Genomic DNA, 17,584 nt, shown 5'->3' with positions numbered 1-17,584 from the left:
AAAATTAAATGACTCAAAAACCCAAGCCTTTGCTTGGGTTTTTTGTTTCTTTGTAAAAAAATACAAGTAGTGAATTATTTATCAGTAGAAAACATTTCTAAATCTTACGGAGAACGCATTTTATTCGACGACATCTCTTTTGGTATTAATAAAGATCAAAAAGTAGCTTTTGTTGCAAAAAACGGAAGCGGTAAAACATCAATATTAAATATTATTGCAGGTTTAGATGTACCCGACTCTGGGCAAGTAGTTAGCAGAAAAGGAATTTCTATTGCTTATTTAGCACAAAAAGATGATATCAATCCTGATTTAACAATCGAAGAAACAATCTTTGCAACTGATAATAAAATTCTATCTATTGTAAATCAATATGAAAAAGCGTTAAAAAACTTAGACGACACAGACACTTACCAAGCTGCTTTTGAGCAAATGGAACAGTTTAATGCTTGGGATTTTGAAACACAATACAAGCAAATATTATCTAAATTAAAATTAGACGATTTATCTTTAAAAGTTGGTGCTTTGTCTGGTGGACAAAGAAAACGTTTATCTCTTGCTATCGTTTTAATTAATAAACCAGATTTACTAATTTTAGACGAACCAACAAACCATTTAGATCTAGAAATGATAGAATGGTTAGAAGCTTTTTTTGCTAAAGAGAAAATAACACTTTTTATGGTTACGCATGACCGTTACTTTTTAGAACGCGTGTGTAACGAAATTTTAGAGTTAGACGAAGGTAAAATTTACAAATACAAAGGTAACTACTCTTATTACCTTCAAAATAAAGAAGAACGATTAGCTTTAGAAGCGACAAACTTAAGCAAAGCTAAAAGTTTATTTAAAAAAGAATTAGATTGGATGCGCAAGCAACCAAAAGCTAGAACTACAAAATCGAAATCTAGAACAGATGATTTTTTCGCAATTAAAGAAAAAGCACATCAACGTAGAAAAGACCACCAAGTACAATTAGAAATTAATATGGAACGTTTGGGAAGTAAAATTCTAGAACTACATAAAGTGCATAAATCTTGGGGAGAAAAAAAGATTTTAGATGGTTTTGATTATGTTTTTAAAAGAGGCGAAAGAGTAGGGATCATTGGTAAAAACGGAACAGGAAAATCATCATTTTTAAATATTATCACCGAAAAAGCACCTTTAGATGGTGGTAAGGTAGTTTTAGGTGAAACTGTAAAATTTGGCTACTACACACAAGCTGGTATTCAAATTAAAGAAGGACAAAAAGTAATAGAAGTTGTAAAAGAATTTGGTGAAGAAATTCCGTTAGCTAAAGGAAGAAGAATTTCTGCATCGCAATTATTAGAAAGATTTTTGTTTGACAAGAAGAAACAATATGACTTTGTAGAAAAACTATCTGGTGGAGAACAAAAACGTTTGTATTTATGTGCAGTTTTAATTCAGAATCCTAACTTTTTAATCTTAGATGAGCCTACCAACGATTTAGATGTTGTTACTTTAAATGTTTTAGAAAACTTTCTTTTAGATTATCCAGGAAACCTTTTAGTGGTTTCTCACGACAGATATTTCATGGATAAAATAGTAGATTCATTATTTGTTTTTAGAGGTGAAGGTGTTGTAGAAAATTTTCCAGGTAACTACTCAGATTTTAGAGCTTACGATAGTTCTCTTTCTAAAGACAATTCAGAAAAAACAACAATTAAAAAAGAAGAAAAAAAAGCAACTAAAAAAAATACAAAATCTGCTTTAAGCTTTGATGAAAAAAGAGAGTTTGGCGCTTTAGAAAGTGAAATAGAAAGACTTCAGAAAAGAAAAGAAACAATTGAAAAACAATTTTTAAACGTAGAAATTGCTACAGAAGATATTCCAAAAAAATCTGAAGAATTACAAGAAATTATAGACAATTTAGAAGCAAAAGAAGAGCGTTGGTTAGAACTTTCTATGAAATTAGAAGATTAATTAATGGTTTTGTAAGATGAGTACAGTAAAGTTTTTTACATCACCCTTAATACTTACCGTAGTTATTTACTTGTTGTTAATTCAAAATTTAATACTTAAAGGAAGCTTTGAAGTATATCGTTTTTCTGAATACGAGTATATCTATAAATACGGTACTTATATTTCTAAAGTTTGCGTTTATATTGGCTTACTACTTTCACTAGCATCACCTTTTATAATTTGGCTACAGACAAAAAATATTTTTAAAAAGTTTAAAGTAATATTAGTAATTGCTTTTTTACCAGCTTTTTATCATGTATTGTTATTTATACTTTCTAAATTCAATTAAACATTTACAATATCCTTTTCCTCTAACAAAGGTTGATTATTAAATCTTAATAATACCTGCGCTACCGTAATTGTATCTTTTTCGCAGTAATTAACTATTCTTTTAATGTTTTTTTCTATGTAATAAACTTTAGCAACTTCACTACCATCAATATCATCTTTTGGCGAAGGTATTCCTAAGATTGATGTTAATAAGTTTAGGGAAGTATAATGCTTATAATCACCAAATTTCCACAACTCTAAAGTATCTAAATGCGGAATTTCCCATGGTTTTTTACCAAATAAATTTAGTTTTTTAGGTAATGGTATTTGATGTACAATCATTCTTCTAGCGATAAAAGGAAAATCGAACTCTTTACCATTATGCGCACATAATACGTTTGCTGGTTTAGAAAAATGTGTTTCTAATAAGTTTTTAAATTCGGATAATAATTTAAATTCATCATCACCAAAAAAAGAAGTCACTCTAAATTGATTTTTTTCATCATTCAAAACAAAATAACCTACAGAAATACATATAATTTTGCCAAATTCGGCCCAAATTCCTGCACGTTCATAAAATTCTGCTGCTGTAGTTTCTTCTTTTCGTTGATAACTTGTTTTTTTCTTAAATAACTCTTGAGTAGTTGTTGTTAAATTTTGCCAATTACTTTCTGCTGGCACAGTTTCTATATCTAAAAATAAGATATTACTTAGTTTTAATTTTAAATTCATCTTTTTCTTTTTCTCCTCTAAATATAGTCAAAAAAAAAGCTCCGAAATAAATCGAAGCTTTCTTAATATTAAAAAGTATACTCGTAATTATCTTATTACCAACTTTTTTGTAGCTGTCTTACCATCTTCAGTAACCTTTACAATATAAACTCCTGCATTCATATCAGAAACATTTATTGTAGATTTTACTCCAGAAAAACTAGCAGCATAAACTTTTTTACCTAAAACATTAAAAATTATAATTTGCTTTACACTTGTATTATTTGTTGATACAGTAAACTCTTTATTTGTAACAGGGTTTGGAAATGTTTTAAAACCTTCGATACTATTTCTAGAAACAGCTGCGGTTGCAGGTTGAAAAGTACCAATAGGAAAAGGAGTTGTTGCAGTAGCATTATTTGTACCACCTTCTAGTCCATCTACACCACTATACGACCAATTAGTATCGGTAAAAGTAGTTCCCTGTGGGCTAGAAGTAGAATTTCTATAAGCCCAACCATCAAGATACTCCCAAGTTTCACCAGAACCATCTTTATTTACGTTACCAAAAACATCTATAATTTTTCCGTTTTCATATAATTCAATCGAATCGTCTCCATTAATATTTACAACACCTGTTATATAATCTGCATTCTTGCCAAAAAAATCTGTAAATCCAGCTTCGCTTGAAGAAATATATATAAAAGTTCCGGCAGTAACAGCTATAGAAGGAAAATTAAATTCTATGTCTCCATCCGTAGAACCTCCTCCGTTAGAAACAGAGCTTAATCCGAATAAACTTAAATCTGCAACATCTTCTAAAACATATAATTCAACTCCTTTTGGAATTCCACCAGTTAAGCTACCATCAAAAACACCTGAAATAATAATATTATTTGTTAATTCTCCGTATACAACTCCTTCAGCATTAAAAGTAACAGCTGTTACTCCTGCAGAAGAAAGAGTTACATCTCCTTGATAATTACCAGGAACTGTAATACCCGCTTTTAAACGAATGTAAATAATATCTTCAATTTTACCGTCAGCAGGTGTAATTGATAAAGAACTAGCAAAATCTGTATCTTGAGAAAAAGAAATTTCAAAATTTTCTGGTGCAGCAATAATAAAATCATCTGTTAAAAACAGACCTTCTACAGAAAAGTTTTGAACATCAGAAGGTCCTTCTTCTAGTGTATAACTAAATTTACTTAAAGATTCTGCATATGTAAATTGAGGATCTGCATTTTTTACCTCACCTGTAACTGCAATTGTAACAGATTCTGCACCCGCAGAACTTAATGTGATATTATCTGCAAATGTACCTTCACCTAAACCTTCTTTTAAACGAACATAAATTGGTGTAGAAGCAACTTCACCAGAAGTTTGTGCTAGAGCAATAGATTGCGAATATGTACCAGTAGCATCAACCGAAACCTCAAAGTTTGTTGGAGCAGTAACGGTAATGTCTGATGTTAGGTTTGTACCTTCTACATTAATTCCTTTTTCTGGTGACGGCCCATTTCCTTCAAAATATTCTAATAAAGATATTGTACCAATTGTATTTATTGCTGGGTCTGAACTTGGAGCTGTCCAAGAAATATCATCTACAATAACTTGTTTTTCTGTTATATTTTTAATTTCTATCACTATATCTCCAGAAACATTTATACCAGAAACAGAAAATACGTGTTCATCAAAATCATCAAAAGCTACTGATGTTCCTTTAGATTCACCATTTATAAATAATTCTACTTGTCTATTTCCAGCACCCGTAAACCCTTTGTAAAGTTTCACAGAAAAATTTCCAATACCGCCAGATATAGTACTTGATGTTATTTTACTATCACTACTAGATCTTCTTAACATAACTGCTGGTAAAGTTACACCTGCAGTATTATTTGCATTTCTAGAAGCAACATAAGTCCAGGTTATTCCTCCATCACCAACAAAACTATTATCTGCATAAGAACCTGTAGCGTTTGAGTTTGCAAAAGATTCAGAACCTTGGCCGTATGACAAAGCCCCAAAACAAAGCATTAAAAATAATGTAATAATGTAATTTTTTTTCATGTGAATAGGATTTATGATTTCAAAAAACAAATATAACTTTTTAGATTTCTTATTTGTTATCTAATCATTAACAAACTCAATATCAAGAAGTAAAAAAAGACATTTTATTTTATCGTTAAGTAAACGTTATCTATAATCTTTTTAAAATTAAATGTTTGTTAAGGATACTTTTGCTATAATAATAATTACTATTTTTGATACTTATATTTATTTAAAATCATGAATAAAAGCGATATTAAAATACTATTAGTAGATGATGAACCAGATATTATCGAAATAGTTGGTTATAATTTAAGAAATGAAGGCTATCAAGTTTTTACCGCAAATAATGGCCAAGAGGCAATAAAATCTGCTAAAAAAAACACACCGCATTTAATTTTATTAGATATAATGATGCCAGAAATGGATGGTATCGAGGCTTGTGAAAAAATCAGAAAAATTAATTCGCTAGAAAATGTTATCATCTCATTTTTAACTGCAAGAGGAGAAGATTATTCTCAAGTAGCAGGTTTTGAAGCTGGCGCAGATGATTATATTACAAAACCTATTAAACCCAAAGTATTGGTTAGTAAGGTGAAATCTCTTTTAAGAAGATTAAAATCTGAAAAAGAAAGCGAAGAGACTTTTAAAATTGGCGATATAGTTATTGATAGAGAAGAATATGTAGTTTATAAAGCTGGTAAAAAGATTTTATTACCTAGAAAAGAGTTTGAGCTATTCTCTTTACTAACTTCTAAACCAGGTAAAGTTTTTAAAAGAGAAGTAATTTTAGATACCGTTTGGGGTAATGAAGTTGTAGTTGGTGGTAGAACAATAGACGTACATATTAGAAAATTAAGAGAAAAAATAGGAGACGACCATTTTAAAACTGTAAAAGGAGTTGGTTATAAATTTGTATTACTAGAAGCAGATAAATAAATTTGCTTTTATGAAGTTTAAAAAAACCTATTCATACGCACTTTGGTCTGCAACTTACTTAACAATACTATCTTCTAGTATTGCTATAATAACATATTTTTTTAGTACAGATAAACTTAATTTAAGTACAGCAATAATTGCTGTACTTATTTTGTTTATCATCTCATTTTTTATAATTCAATATAGAACAGAACATTTTATTTATAGAAGATTAAAAAAAATATACGAAAACGTTTCTATATTAGATGTTAACGATCTAAGAAAACAATCTGTAACCACAGATATCGAAAAACTTTCTAACAGAATGCAAAAATATGTAGAAGGTAAACGGTTAGAAATTAAAAGTTTAACAGAAAGAGATTCTTTTAGAAGAGATTTTTTAGGAAACGTTGCTCACGAACTTAAAACACCTTTATTTACCGTACAAGGTTACATTCTTACACTTTTAGAAGGTGCTATGGATGATAAAAATATTCGCGAAAAATATTTAGAAAGAGCCAACAAAGGTGTAGAAAGACTGGTAGCTGTTACCAAAGATTTAGATATGATTGCTAAATTAGAAACAGACGGCTTGAAATTAAACATGGTTGTTTTCAACATTTTAGAAGTTATTCAAAATGTGTTTGATTTGTTTGAAATGAAAGCTAAAAAAAGAAATATCACTTTAAAATTCGATAGAATTTATGATTTTCCGGTTTTTGTTGTTGGTGATGTAGAAAAAACAGAACAAGTTTTAATCAATTTAATTGTAAACTCAATTAAATATGGTAAACCTAACGGAACAACCGTTGTTGCTGCAGATAATTATAACGACAACAAATATGTTATTCGTGTAGTTGATAACGGTGAAGGTATCGAACAAAAATACTTATCTCGATTATTCGAACGTTTTTACAGAGTCGATCAAAGTAGATCTAGAGATCAAGGTGGCTCTGGTTTAGGCTTGTCTATTGTAAAGCATATTGTAGAGGCTCACAACCAAACAGTTTTATTAAAAAGTACTTATGGTGAAGGATCAGAGTTTTCTTTTACCATGGAAAAGGCTAAATAAACTACTACTTAAAATTGATTTTTTAGATTTAAAACCTGTGTAATCACTCAAATTATTCAGCATTTTTTTATTAAAATCTTCTAAATTAGCAAACGGAGCAATACCTTTTTGTTCTAAATATTTAGCAAGATATTCTTGCTCTGGTTGATTTTTAGTAGGTATAAAAAACACTTTTTTTTCTAAGGTATACAAATCTAATATTGATGAATATCCTGATCTACATATAACTATTTCTGCTTCATTAATTTTTTGCTCTAACTCTTTAGACAATAAAAAATTATAGAAAACGGAATTATTGCTTGTCCATTTTTTTTGATCATTTTCTACTTTCCCTAAAACAAAAACAATATTTCTAGCATCATTTTTAAATTCTGATATCAATTTATGTTCTAATAATGTTCTATTAGGTTCTACACCAGAGAGCACAACCAAAACATCAACTTTACTATCTTTAATTGTAGTTTTAGAAAACCTGCTTAAGGCACCAATAAATTTATATTTAGAGTTTTCTATTTTTGATAAACGTCCAGAAAGTTCCCCATTTTTATGATCAGGAATCCAACATTGATCAAACTTATTTATTATTTTCTGATGAACTTTACTGGTTAGAACAGTTGTAAAACCAGATAAAACATTTACTTGATGTGTTATATAGATAGAAGGAACAACCTTACTTCTTACACCAAATCTATTGTCTGAAATTACACCAATAACATCCTTATTAGCGTTAATAAAATTATTAATGACTTCTTGTTCTTTTTTAACTGTTGCTAAAATTCTAGGGATTTGTAAAAGTAATGTAAGCTTTAAATTTTTGTGGTAAGAAATATTGTAAGACGGAAGTTCTAAAAATTCTAAATTAGAAAATTCTTTTTTTAAAAACTCTAAAGAACTTCCGTCTGACGCAATTATTGGTTGATAATTATTTTCTAACAATGCGTTTATAATGGGCACACAACGAGTTGCATGACCTAAACCCCAGTTTAATGGCGCTATTATTATTTTATTTTTGGTAGTAGACATTTTATTTAAAGTTTAAAGCTACCAAATTTTTAAATAATAACTAAGTTTAGGAAAATAGTATTTACAGCAAAAAGGTTGCGTTAAGGATTGTAATGGCATCCTTTTTTCTTTTTCTGAAAAAAGATATAATGGAAAGCCTGTTAAAACGCCCAAATAAAAAAAATTATACTAAATCGAAACCAATATCTTTTCTGTAGTTCATTTTATCGAAATTAATTTTATCGATACTTTGGTAACTTTTTTCTAACGCTTGCTCTATCGTATCGCCAAAAGAAGTTACCGCCATAACTCTACCTCCGCTAGTTACAACTTTACCGTTTTTAATTGTTGTACCGGCATGAAATGTTATAGAATCTTTTACATTTTCGAAACCTGTAATTTCTTTGTTTTTTTCATATGCTTCTGGGTATCCGCCAGAAACCAACATTACTGTTGTTGCAGTTTTAGAAGTTACAGAAAAAGATTTTTCGTTTAAATTTTGATGTGCAACACCTTCGAATAATTCTAACAAATCTGATTCTATTCTTGGTAAAACAACTTCTGTTTCTGGATCTCCCATTCTTACGTTATATTCTACTACAGAAGGGTTTCCGTTATCATTCATTAAACCAATAAAGATAAAACCTCTATAATCGATGCCGTCTTTTTGTAAACCATTAATTGTAGGCTTTACCACCAATTCTTCTACTTTATTTAAAAAAGCTTCATCTGCAAAAGGTACTGGAGAGATTGCTCCCATTCCGCCAGTATTTAAACCAGTGTCACCTTCGCCAATACGCTTGTAATCTTTTGCTGAAGGCAAGATTTTATAGCTTTTACCGTCTGTTAAAACAAAAACAGACAATTCTATTCCTTTTAAAAATTCTTCGATTACCACTGTTGTAGAAGCTTCGCCAAATTTTTGATTAGAAACCATATTTTCTAATTCTGTTTTCGCTTCTTCTAAAGAATTCAAAATTAAAACACCTTTACCTGCAGCTAAACCGTCTGCTTTTAAAACAAATGGCGGTTGTAATGTATCTAAAAATGCAAAACCTTCTTCTAAATTACTTTTTGTAAACGATTGATATTTAGCAGTTGGCACACCATGCTTTTGCATGAATTGCTTTGAGAAATCTTTACTACCCTCTAATAAAGCACCGTCTTTTTTAGGACCAATTATAGGTATATTTTTTAGATCTGCGTCTGCTAAAAAGAAATCATGAACTCCTTCTACCAAAGGAACTTCTGGACCAACAACTACCATTTCTACATTATTTTCTAAAACTGCAGTTTTAATAGCTTCAAAATCTGAAACTCCAATATTTAAATTGGTCGCAATTTTATCTGTACCAGCATTACCTGGTGCTACAAAAAGTTGATTAATTTTTTTGCTTTCAGATAATTTTAATGCAAAAGCGTGTTCTCTTCCTCCAGAACCTAAAATAAGAATATTCATTGTTTGTTGTGTTGTTGTTATTGCAAATATATTTTAATTTCTTGACGAAACTAAATTCCCCACTTTAAAAAATACTTTATTGCAGAAGAAAGATGATAAAAAAATAGTTTCGCCTTTTTTGAAGAACCTTTTTGGTGCGTGTGCTTTATAATTTCTTTTGGATAATAATATATTTTCTTACCAGATTGATATACTTTTCTGCAAATATCTGCATCTTCCATATACAAGAAATAACGCTCATCAAAACCATTTAAATTTACAAATTCCTTTGTTTTAAAAAGCATGAAACAGCCGTGTATAAATTCAGGAAAAAAAGGTTCTAACAAACTTTTACTTCTATATTCGTTTTCGAAAATCTTTTGTTTAGAGAGATTTAATCTTCTATTAATTAAATCGAAAGGCGTTGGGTTTTTTCTGCAAATAAATTGATTTTCTTTATTTGGGTACACCACTCTAGGACTTATAAATGAAACATCTTTTTGATGATCTAAAACATTAATTAAGTTTGGTAAAACCAATCTAGAAAACTGAATATCTGGATTTAAAATTAAATGAAAATCTGAGGCAACTTTATCTAAAACCAAATTATGAGCCTTACCAAAACCAATATTTTTACCTACAAAAATGTATTCTATATCTGCATGGTTAAATTTAGATTTTAAAGTATCTGTAGAATTGTTATCTACTAAAAAAAGTTTTTTAGAAACATTAGTCTCTAAAAAACTTTTAATTGTTTGCTCTAAAATATTCAAATTGTCTTTATAAAGTACAATAGTAGCGGTTATTTTGAATCTTGGTTTCATTAATATGCTTTCTCTTCTCCTTTAAATACATTTAAAACAGTTTGTATTATAATCTTTATATCTAAAAAGAAAGACCAATTTTCGATATAAAAAATATCTAAACGCACTCTATTTTTAATATCAGACTTTTTCTTAATTTCACCTCTATAACCACTTATTTGCGCTAAACCTGTAATACCAGGTTTTACAATATGTCTTTTTAAGTAATCGTCTACCTCTTTTTGATATTCTAATGACAAACTTTCTAAGTGCGGTCGTGGGCCAACAACGCTCATATCACCAAAAAGAACATTGATAAATTGAGGCAATTCATCTAAACTAGTTTTTCTTAGAAAGGCACCAATTTTTGTAACTCTTGCGTCTCCTTTTGTAGCGTGTACTTTATCTGCAATCTTATTAAGTTTCATAGATCTAAATTTATAACAAATAAATTCTTCTCCATTTATACCTTCTCTACCTTGTTTAAAAATTAAAGGACCTTTAGATTCTAACTTTACTAAAATCCATAAAATAGGTATTAACCAAGATAAAACAGTTACACAAACAAAAAAAGAGAACACAATATCAAACACCCTTTTAATATAGAAGTTACCCGTAAACTCAAATGGTAATTTATTAACATTTAAAACCATCAAATCATCGTCATAGTAATGTATCGTTTGATTTTTACTATACAATTCTGTAGCATTAGGAATTAATTTTAAATCAATTTCTTTCTCTAAAGCAAACTTATTTACTTCTTTTATTTGACTATCGGTTAATGAAGAAAGTGAACAGTAAATTTCATCTACCATATTTTTTTTGGTAAAGTCATAAACAGATTCTAATTTCCCCAAGTATTCACTATTCTTATAATTTTTATCGGAAAAGAATCCTAAGAATTTGTACCCTAAATTCGCTTTACTTTTAAATAACTTAATAATATTTTTTGAAGATTCATCGAAACCTAATACAACTGTCGTTCTAAAATTATTACCTAAAGATCTGTATTTTTTAAGTGCAAACGACCATAAAATTTTTATGATTGATATAGCTATCATTATTGACATTAAAATTACAAACTGATTATTAACAACATCTCCTTCTCTAAATATACCGAAATAAGCAAAATAACCTAATGCAAAAAATAAAATTTGTTTACCCAAAAGTGTAATTACACGTAAGTAACTTGTATAACGGTAAACCTTATAAAAACCAAAAGAATAACTAGATGCTAACCAAAACAGGGTTATATAAGATAAGAAAGAAAAATTTAGAAACTCTTTATCATAAATTAGATATACAATTAAATTAATAATTATGACATCTATTAAAACTTGCAAAGGTCTTATTAAATATGAAAATCTCTTTTTCATTCTTTATTTTTTTATTGTATTCTTAAAATTATACAAAAACCTACTCTCTTCAAAACCCTCTGCATGCTTCCTAATCCATAAAGGGTCAAATTCATACTGTACGCTTTTAAAATTTAAAATAGCTTCTTGCAATGAAGTTATTGATTGTTCTTCAAAGAATACACCGGATGATTGAGAGTAATCTTCTTTATTTTCTATAACAGTTTCTAAGGCACCACCTTTTTTTAAAGCAATAACTGGTATACCGTAAGACATAACTTCTAATGGTATCATACCAAAATCCTCTTCACCAGGAAAAAGTAATGCTTTGGAAGTCGATATATATTTTTCTAGTTTATCATCCTCTAAAAACCCTTTAAACTCTATATTAGGTTTAGCTTTTTTTACTAAGTTTTCTTTTTCAGAACCATTACCTATAATAATTAATTTATCTCCGCTAATATTAAAAGTATCTACTAATAAATCTATTTTTTTATAAGGTGTTAAAGCACCAAAACTTAAATAATGAGTTTTTTCAACATCTTGAATTAATGATTTTTCAAATAATTTAGTTTCAATTGGTGGATAAACAACCTCTGCCACTTTACCATAATATTTTTTTACTCTATCTGCTACATTATTAGAATTCGCTATGTATAAATCAACATTATTCACTGTTTTTATATCCCAATTCTTAAGTTTTCTAAAAAAGAATTTTGCTAAAGGTCTCAAGACAGGGTTTATAGCTGCCAGGTATTCATTTGTAAAGCCCCAACAGTATCGCATTGGACTGTGAATATAACAAATATGATTAGTTTTATTTTTAATTGAGATGCCTTTTGCTGGCCCAGATTCTGATGAAATAATTAGATCATAATCCTGCTTCAATTTTAAAGATTTCACAGCAAATGGATAAAGAGGAAATAATTTTTGATAATGTTTTCTTAATAAAGGAAAATTTAGTTTAGATGTATAAACTTTATGATTTTTTAAGTAATCTCCATATTTATTTTTATCATAAAAAAGTGTATAAATATCTGCATCAGGATATAGCTTTAACAAAGATTCAACAACTTTCTCTCCCCCTCTTCTAGTTATAAACCAATAATGTACAATAGCTACTTTCATCAAACCTCTTTATTAAAATAAAATATAGCAGTAAAAAAACTATAAAATATAACGCCATCATGCCTACTCAAAATATTTTCTGTAAAAAAACATATTATTAAAAACATATTTAATGCAAAAAACAAATTATCTTTATTTCTAATTGACAATTTTAACAAAATTAATAGATTGTATAAAAAAAATAATAGCCCTAAGAGACCACTTGCTAAAATTATCTGTAAGTACTGATTGTGTGAATTATAATGAAAAATTTGATAAACATCACTATCAATTTCACTCTCATAACATTTATTTAAATTGTCATTAACATCTCCTATGCCAATTCCATATAATACTGATTGTTTAATTATTTTATAGGAACAAAAATATATACCAGCTCTAATATCTTCACTCGACATTACATTATGCTTCAATTCATATTTTCCTTGAGGTATTTTAAAGTCTATTTTATTTTTTATGGTATTTAAATTGACAAAACCAATTACTAACGCTAGGGTAATTGCCATAAAAAAAATATAGATAGCTATTCTCTTTTCTAATTGTTTCAATAGTAATACAAAAGATAAAAGCAATGTTACAAATAAAGGTAATCTCGCAGCAATTATAAATTGCCAATAAATACAGTAAGATAATACTATTAAATATAGTGAGATTATTATAAAGTTTTTTTTATTAAATTTTAGGTTACATACTTTATTAAGTATTATTAATACTGCAAAACCTGTCCATAAAGAAAAGTAGGTACCATGCACTTTTGTATATTCTTCAAAAGCATTTCTATATTCCCACGAAGTTATTTCTCCTGAAACATTAAAAATTAAATGCGTATGAACTATCAAAAGAGCTGTAAAAACTGAAAAAAAATACGTGTTTAATAAAAATTTCTTTTTTTTCTTTGTAATGATTGGATTTAAAATTCCTAAAGTTAATGCGAATAAAAAAATAGGAGTTACTCTGAGGATAAAATTAAAAGCTTCAGATAAATTTTCACTGTACAATGTAGATATGAGATAAATTACGAACAGAGACGACAAATTAAACACCTGAAATACATTTGATTTACAACAGTGTTTTTTGTTTTTAAAAAAAATAATTAACGAAACTAAAAAAAATAATATCATTAATATACTTTCTACCGCCTTAGGGAGCAAAGGGAACATAGAAATCAATACTAAAATATAAAATGAATTTTTTTTTAAACTAAAAGTCTTCATATAATTAAATTACTTTTTCAAAAATATTTATGTGTTCTTCCGCAGATTTTTGCCATGTAAATTTTTTAGAATGATTGTAAGCTAATTCAATCTTAATACTATTATCACTATATATTTCTTTTACAATTAAATCTTTTAATTCTTCTGTATCTAAAGGGTTAAAATATAAAGCATTGTCTAAAGACACCTCTGGTAAACTCGTTAAATTAGAGGATAAAACTAAAGTTTTTGAAGCCATAGCCTCTAAAATAGGTAAACCAAAACCTTCATACAAAGATGGAAAAATAAACATTTTGGCTTTTTGATAAATATCCGGTAAATATTGATCTTCTACATAACCTGTAAATATAACATTATTAATTAGGTTATTTTTATTAATAAAGTTGAAGACTTTTTTATCAGGAGTTATAAAACCTTCTTTCTTCCCAATAACGACCAAACTAAATACTTTTTTTATATTTAAAGGTAATTTATTATAAGATTTTAGTAACGAAATTAAGTTTTTATGTGGTTTTACATTACCCACATATAATAGATAGTTTTTTGGCAATTCGAAATTTAAAGTGCTTTTTTTAAAGAAAAGTTTATTTACGCCACCATAAATTACATTAATTCTTTCCTCATCCACCTTTAAATATTTTAATATTTCACTTTTTGAAAAATTAGAAACAGTAATTATTTGATGGCTTTTTTTTACTGCATTTTTATACAATAGTTTAGCATACATCTTTTTAAGTATACTAAAATTATTATTAAAGGCTAAGAGATTAATATCATGAATTGTTGTTACTTGCTTTTTAGCTCTTATAGGAAATAAAGGCACATTGATATGTGGAGACCAAAAGATATCACACTTAGGAATAATAAGAGGCAAATAAATTTGTTCTGCGAAAGAATAAATGTTAGCAGTAAACTCAACTATATTGTTTCTTAATTTATTTTCATATTTATGTAAATCTTTTGGAGTACCCAAGAATACCAAATCATATTTTGGTATTAAATAAGGAATAACATTTTTTAAATAAGTTCCTATACCAGAATCATTAATCATTCTAGCATCTACAACTATCTTTTTTTTCTTCATTTTTTTTATTAGCAATAGACATTAACAAACCCATTAAAATCCAAGGGTAAAGAAAGTATATCTGAACTCCAAAAACAAAAAATAATAAAAATATTATTAAATAATTTTCTAGTTCTCTTTGATTGTTTCTAAGGTTTTTAAATAAACTATAGATTATCCATAAAAATAGAAACAACATTACAATTCCTCCGTCGACCAACAACTGTACTAAACCACCATAACCATGAGCATCCGTTTTACCTTTTGGACTTTTAGGTACAAAACCCAAGTATTTAGGATTGTTTCTAATAATTGGATAGTTACCCAAGCCTATACCAAGTATAGGATTTTCTACAACCATCTTTGGAAATATAAATAATCCGGCAATTCTTCCCATTACAAGATTTACATCTCTTGACCTCTCTTTCATTTCTCTCCTAACATTTACAATATCATCAATATAATCTTTTCCTAATTTAGCAATAACTATTGATATTAATAAGCCTCCAATTAATATAATTACAATATTTAATTCTTTTAGCTTTGCATACATTCTCTTATAATAAAATAGAATATACCAGCTTATAATTAAAACCAAACCTGCTTTAGACCTTGCTAAAAAAAATATTACCAATATTAGAAACATTCTGTTAATAAAATGCCATTTACTTTTAAACAGAAATGTTAATATAAATGTAAAACTAAGCATTAAACCATAAGGCCCCCCTTCTACATAACCACCATTCAATCTAATACCGTGATCATAATATAATAAAACACTCTCTTCAATTATATTAAACTTTAATAATCCAAAAGTTATTACATTGTATATAGTAAAAATCAAGCAAAATCTAAAAATATATTTAATATAAATTAAAGCTGTTTCTCTCTTTTTATTTTTGAAAAATAGATAAACAAGTGTAGCTAAATTTACACAAGATAATAATTCTAAAAACCTACCAATAGTTATAAAATAAGGTCTTTTTAAAATAGAAACGTTTTCCAATAAGTAAAAATCTCTAAAATTATTAAGAATTAATGTCGCAACCAACCAAAAAATAAATAAACCTAAAAACAACAAACTGTATTTATTAATGGTTTTTCTTAAATAAAGAAATGGAGTTAAGATTAACAGTAGTAGTTCAGATAATTTTATTACATCTAATTTTAGTTCTGTAAATTGTATACAAAAGACTACAAAAACAACAAATATTATATTTTTGATATTTTTAGCTTCTCCAATACTAATTTTCATTTATTGTTTTATTTATAAAAGGTAAATAAATAGGTAAAAAATTATATTTTCTTTTTACATATATAACACCCAGAATATTAGTTATTAAAATTGAAAAACCTGTCGCTATAGAAGCACCATCAATACTATAAATTGGAATAAGAATGAGATTAAGAATTATATTTACCAGACCAGAAAACATTGTTATTTTACTAAAAACCTTTTGCTTTCCTGTCATATTTAATATTAAATCTACAAATCCAGATATCGCATAAAAAAATTGACATATAGATAAAATTATAATTGAATTTCTTGCCTTCAAATATTCTTCACCAAAAAAAAGTAGAATTTCTGTGGAAAAAAACAAAATAAATATTAATACTGGTATTGTTATAAATAAAATAATTTTTGAAGCATTAATAACAACTTTTCTAATCTCATCATAATTAGAATCAGAATAAAAGTTTGATATTTTAGGACCTACAATAGAATTTAAAATAATTAGAAAGACTGCATTTAAACTAGAAACCTGGGTTACAATCCGATAAACCCCCACATTCTCGCTAGTATCAAAAAAACCTAACATTAATGTATCAAGAGAAAAAATAATAAAAATCATTGAAGAACTTAACATCATCGGAAAACTTTCCTTTAGAATATTTTTTGTTCTTATACTTTTAACTTCTTTCTGAAATTTCAGAGGAAATATTTTAGTTATTGATATAATTAAGGCTATAAAAAAACTAAACAAAAGACTTAAAATGAGGTATATTTCTTTAGAAGAATAATAATTAAAAATCAATAAAATTAGACCTACAAAAATAAAATTATTGCAAAATGAACTCACAAATGAAAAGGATAAAACCTTACCTTGACCTTTTAAGACATTACTGTTATAGTTTAAAAAAACTGATAGAATTAAAATCAAAGGAAAATACTGCAAATAAATTTCTAAGTTTTTATCACCAAAAATCTGAATAGCTATATTTTTTTTAAAAAAATATATAATAAAAGTAAATATTAACGAAACAATAAAAATAATCTTATAAGATTTCGATATAAAATTACTTTTAAAGAATCCATTCTCATAGTGATTTTTGTTTGAAGACAATTTAATTGCGTATGTGTTTAAACCAAGTGTATTAAAAATAATAATAACTAAAATTAACGCCTTAATTATAGAATACCTTCCATAAGTTGCAGAACCATAATATTTAGTTATAAAAATTCCTATCAAATAAACAATCGCAAGATTTAAACCATAAAATATAAAGTTTACACCACCTTTTTTTATTAATTCTAATAAATTCTTATCAAAAGAAGTATTTTGCTTTTCCTTAATTTTCATAG

General features: G+C 27.4%; 15 protein-coding genes. 4 read left to right on the top strand and 11 right to left on the bottom strand.

Features of this window, described 5'->3' with window-relative positions; all coding sequences use genetic code 11:
- Positions 1 to 69: 69 nt before the first annotated feature.
- Positions 70 to 1,938, top strand: coding sequence for an ABC-F family ATP-binding cassette domain-containing protein (locus tag WG950_RS10560; protein ID WP_340932208.1), 1,869 nt, complete (start codon positions 70 to 72; stop codon positions 1,936 to 1,938).
- 16 nt (positions 1,939 to 1,954) lie between these two features.
- Positions 1,955 to 2,266: a hypothetical protein gene (locus WG950_RS10555; protein WP_340932207.1), complete on the top strand. Its 312-nt coding sequence runs from the start codon at positions 1,955 to 1,957 to the stop codon at positions 2,264 to 2,266.
- Here the strand turns inward: WG950_RS10555 and WG950_RS10550 are convergent.
- Both WG950_RS10550 and WG950_RS10545 read right to left on the bottom strand, forming a co-directional pair.
- A complete protein-coding gene (locus tag WG950_RS10550; RefSeq protein ID WP_340932206.1) occupies positions 2,263 to 2,979 on the bottom strand; it encodes a 3'-5' exonuclease in 717 nt (238 codons plus the stop codon). The two genes, WG950_RS10555 and WG950_RS10550, sit on opposite strands and share 4 nt — an antisense overlap.
- Before the next feature lie 87 nt (positions 2,980 to 3,066).
- Positions 3,067 to 5,028 (bottom strand): T9SS type A sorting domain-containing protein, encoded by a 1,962-nt coding sequence (locus WG950_RS10545; RefSeq protein ID WP_340932205.1) that lies wholly within the window; start codon positions 5,026 to 5,028, stop codon positions 3,067 to 3,069.
- Positions 5,029 to 5,247: 219 nt separating this feature from the next.
- On the opposite strand from WG950_RS10545, the gene WG950_RS10540 reads away from it, so the two are divergent.
- Both WG950_RS10540 and WG950_RS10535 read left to right on the top strand, forming a co-directional pair.
- Positions 5,248 to 5,946, top strand: a complete 699-nt coding sequence (locus WG950_RS10540; RefSeq protein WP_079737488.1) for a response regulator transcription factor — start codon at positions 5,248 to 5,250, stop codon at positions 5,944 to 5,946.
- Positions 5,947 to 5,956: 10 nt separating this feature from the next.
- Positions 5,957 to 6,997 (top strand): sensor histidine kinase, encoded by a 1,041-nt coding sequence (locus WG950_RS10535; protein WP_079737489.1) that lies wholly within the window; start codon positions 5,957 to 5,959, stop codon positions 6,995 to 6,997.
- Here the strand turns inward: WG950_RS10535 and WG950_RS10530 are convergent.
- The 9 genes from WG950_RS10530 to WG950_RS10490 all read right to left on the bottom strand — a co-directional run bounded on the left by WG950_RS10530 (position 6,962) and on the right by WG950_RS10490 (position 17,582).
- Positions 6,962 to 8,020 (bottom strand): glycosyltransferase, encoded by a 1,059-nt coding sequence (locus WG950_RS10530; RefSeq protein WP_340932203.1) that lies wholly within the window; start codon positions 8,018 to 8,020, stop codon positions 6,962 to 6,964. The genes WG950_RS10535 and WG950_RS10530 overlap by 36 nt on opposite strands.
- A gap of 163 nt (positions 8,021 to 8,183) precedes the next feature.
- The gene (gene purD, locus WG950_RS10525) at positions 8,184 to 9,458 is read right to left on the bottom strand and encodes a phosphoribosylamine--glycine ligase (protein WP_340932201.1); all 1,275 of its coding nucleotides are present in this window, start codon (positions 9,456 to 9,458) and stop codon (positions 8,184 to 8,186) included.
- A gap of 50 nt (positions 9,459 to 9,508) precedes the next feature.
- On the bottom strand, positions 9,509 to 10,261 hold the full coding sequence (locus WG950_RS10520) for a glycosyltransferase family 2 protein (protein WP_340932199.1): 753 nt from the start codon (positions 10,259 to 10,261) through the stop codon (positions 9,509 to 9,511).
- Complete coding sequence (locus tag WG950_RS10515; protein ID WP_340932197.1) at positions 10,261 to 11,616, bottom strand: exopolysaccharide biosynthesis polyprenyl glycosylphosphotransferase; 1,356 nt, start codon at positions 11,614 to 11,616, stop codon at positions 10,261 to 10,263. The genes WG950_RS10520 and WG950_RS10515 overlap by 1 nt, the downstream gene beginning before the upstream one ends.
- A gap of 3 nt (positions 11,617 to 11,619) precedes the next feature.
- Complete coding sequence (locus WG950_RS10510; RefSeq protein ID WP_340932196.1) at positions 11,620 to 12,723, bottom strand: glycosyltransferase; 1,104 nt, start codon at positions 12,721 to 12,723, stop codon at positions 11,620 to 11,622.
- Positions 12,723 to 13,937 (bottom strand): O-antigen ligase family protein, encoded by a 1,215-nt coding sequence (locus WG950_RS10505; RefSeq protein ID WP_340932194.1) that lies wholly within the window; start codon positions 13,935 to 13,937, stop codon positions 12,723 to 12,725. The genes WG950_RS10510 and WG950_RS10505 overlap by 1 nt, the downstream gene beginning before the upstream one ends.
- 4 nt (positions 13,938 to 13,941) lie before the next feature.
- Positions 13,942 to 15,021 (bottom strand): glycosyltransferase family 4 protein, encoded by a 1,080-nt coding sequence (locus WG950_RS10500; RefSeq protein ID WP_340932193.1) that lies wholly within the window; start codon positions 15,019 to 15,021, stop codon positions 13,942 to 13,944.
- Positions 14,990 to 16,255, bottom strand: coding sequence for an O-antigen ligase family protein (locus WG950_RS10495; RefSeq protein WP_340932191.1), 1,266 nt, complete (start codon positions 16,253 to 16,255; stop codon positions 14,990 to 14,992). The genes WG950_RS10500 and WG950_RS10495 overlap by 32 nt, the downstream gene beginning before the upstream one ends.
- Positions 16,245 to 17,582: an oligosaccharide flippase family protein gene (locus tag WG950_RS10490; protein ID WP_340932189.1), complete on the bottom strand. Its 1,338-nt coding sequence runs from the start codon at positions 17,580 to 17,582 to the stop codon at positions 16,245 to 16,247. Before WG950_RS10490 ends, WG950_RS10495 begins: the two co-directional genes overlap by 11 nt.
- Between the last annotated feature and the right edge of the window lie 2 nt (positions 17,583 to 17,584).

It is taken from the genome of Polaribacter marinaquae (genome assembly GCF_038019025.1).
In the GTDB taxonomy this organism is placed as follows: domain Bacteria; phylum Bacteroidota; class Bacteroidia; order Flavobacteriales; family Flavobacteriaceae; genus Polaribacter; species Polaribacter marinaquae.
This window is presented reverse-complemented; position numbering and strand designations above follow the sequence as displayed.

Coding starts and splice junctions, on each gene's coding strand:
- WG950_RS10490 (WP_340932189.1), bottom strand. CDS start 17,582: ATGAAAATTAAGGAAAAGCAAAATACTTCTTTTGATAAGAATTTATTA.
- WG950_RS10550 (WP_340932206.1), bottom strand. CDS start 2,979: ATGAATTTAAAATTAAAACTAAGTAATATCTTATTTTTAGATATAGAA.
- WG950_RS10520 (WP_340932199.1), bottom strand. CDS start 10,261: ATGAAACCAAGATTCAAAATAACCGCTACTATTGTACTTTATAAAGAC.
- WG950_RS10545 (WP_340932205.1), bottom strand. CDS start 5,028: ATGAAAAAAAATTACATTATTACATTATTTTTAATGCTTTGTTTTGGG.
- WG950_RS10555 (WP_340932207.1), top strand. CDS start 1,955: ATGAGTACAGTAAAGTTTTTTACATCACCCTTAATACTTACCGTAGTT.
- WG950_RS10515 (WP_340932197.1), bottom strand. CDS start 11,616: ATGAAAAAGAGATTTTCATATTTAATAAGACCTTTGCAAGTTTTAATA.
- WG950_RS10530 (WP_340932203.1), bottom strand. CDS start 8,020: ATGTCTACTACCAAAAATAAAATAATAATAGCGCCATTAAACTGGGGT.
- WG950_RS10500 (WP_340932193.1), bottom strand. CDS start 15,021: ATGAAGAAAAAAAAGATAGTTGTAGATGCTAGAATGATTAATGATTCT.
- purD (WP_340932201.1), bottom strand. CDS start 9,458: ATGAATATTCTTATTTTAGGTTCTGGAGGAAGAGAACACGCTTTTGCA.
- WG950_RS10505 (WP_340932194.1), bottom strand. CDS start 13,937: ATGAAGACTTTTAGTTTAAAAAAAAATTCATTTTATATTTTAGTATTG.
- WG950_RS10535 (WP_079737489.1), top strand. CDS start 5,957: ATGAAGTTTAAAAAAACCTATTCATACGCACTTTGGTCTGCAACTTAC.
- WG950_RS10540 (WP_079737488.1), top strand. CDS start 5,248: ATGAATAAAAGCGATATTAAAATACTATTAGTAGATGATGAACCAGAT.
- WG950_RS10495 (WP_340932191.1), bottom strand. CDS start 16,255: ATGAAAATTAGTATTGGAGAAGCTAAAAATATCAAAAATATAATATTT.
- WG950_RS10510 (WP_340932196.1), bottom strand. CDS start 12,723: ATGAAAGTAGCTATTGTACATTATTGGTTTATAACTAGAAGAGGGGGA.